Source organism: Actinomadura darangshiensis (assembly GCF_004349235.1).
GTDB classification, from domain to species: Bacteria; Actinomycetota; Actinomycetes; order Streptosporangiales; family Streptosporangiaceae; genus Spirillospora; species Spirillospora darangshiensis.
This window is the reverse complement of record NZ_SMKY01000631.1, coordinates 1-1,240: the sequence shown is the minus strand read 5'-3', so window position 1 is coordinate 1,240 and position 1,240 is coordinate 1. Positions and strand designations below refer to the sequence as shown.

General features: G+C 73.1%; 2 protein-coding genes. One reads left to right on the top strand and one right to left on the bottom strand.

Translation table 11 applies throughout. The annotated features are described in order from the left end of the window. The first annotated feature begins 18 nt into the window (after window positions 1-18). The gene (locus tag E1293_RS47045) at window positions 19-957 is read left to right on the top strand and encodes an MBL fold metallo-hydrolase (RefSeq protein ID WP_132206650.1); all 939 of its coding nucleotides are present in this window, start codon (window positions 19-21) and stop codon (window positions 955-957) included. A gap of 9 nt (window positions 958-966) precedes the next feature. On the opposite strand, the gene E1293_RS48410 is transcribed toward E1293_RS47045, so the two are convergent. Next, window positions 967-1,240, bottom strand: a 274-nt coding sequence (locus E1293_RS48410) for a hypothetical protein (protein ID WP_207939563.1), incomplete at its 5' end; no start/stop codon positions are given.

The window sequence follows — 1,240 nt, the reverse complement described above, 5'->3', positions numbered from 1 at the left end:
CGGTTACACTCCGGGCGCATGAGCGACGCACCCGACCGGGACGGCCCGGGAAGCCCGCGGCTGCAGGAGGTCTCCGACGGGATCTTCGCCTACCTCCAGCCGGACGGCACCTGGTGGATCAACAACACCGGGTTCCTCGTGGGGGCGCGCGGTGTGACCAGCGTGGACGCGTGCTCGACGGAGCGCCGCACCCGCGCCTACCTGGAGTCGATCCGGTCGGTCACCGGCCGCCCCGTCCGGACGCTGGTCAACACCCACCACCACGGCGACCACACGTTCGGCAACTACCTGTTCTCCGGGGCCACCGTCGTCGGCCACGAGGGGACGCGGGAGGGCGCGCTCGGCTGGGGCAAGCCGTTCGACGAGCCGTTCTGGACGAAGGTCGACTGGGGCGACGTCGAGCTCGAACCGCCGTTCCTCACCTACACCGACGGCGTCACCCTGTGGGTGGACGACCTCCGCTGCGAGGTCCGGCACGTCGGTACGCCCGCGCACACCACCAACGACTCCATCGTGTGGATCCCGGACCGGCGGGTGCTGTTCTGCGGCGACCTGCTGTTCAACGGCGGCACCCCGTTCCTGATGCAGGGGTCGATCGCGGGTGCCGTCAAGGTCCTGGAGGAGGTCGTCGCCCCGCTGGGCGCGGAGACGATCGTCCCGGGGCACGGCCCCGTCGCGGGGCCCGAGCTGATCGACGGCGTCCTCGCCTACGCCCGGTTCGTCCAGGCGACGGCGGCCGAGGCGAAACCGGCCGGCCTGTCGCCGCTGGAGGCCGCCCGCGAGACCGGCCTCGGCCCGTTCGCCGGGCTGACCGACCCCGAGCGCCTGGTCGGCAACCTCCACCGCGCCTACGCCGAACTGGACGGCCACGAGCCCGGCGCCCAGATCGATCTGCTCGCCGCCCTGAACGACATGGTCGACTACAACGGCGGCCGCCCCCTCACCTGCCGCGCCTGAGCCATCGCGCTAGCGGAGTTCGGCGGCGGTCAGCAGGCGGACGCAGGCGGTGGCCCAGGTGCGGGTCATGTGGTGCGGGTCGTCGCCGGACAGCGCGGCCGTGAAGGCCCTGACGGTCTCGGCGGTCGTGCGGAGGCCGAGCTTTTCGAGGTCCTCGGCAGCCTTCGTGATCCGGGTGCGGAGCCCTGGCGGGGAGTTCAGGAGGCCGCGGTGGGCCGCTTCGGCGCAGGCGGCGAACGCCTCGCCCAAGGAGTGGGCGAGCGGGTCGGGGACGGCGGGGGCC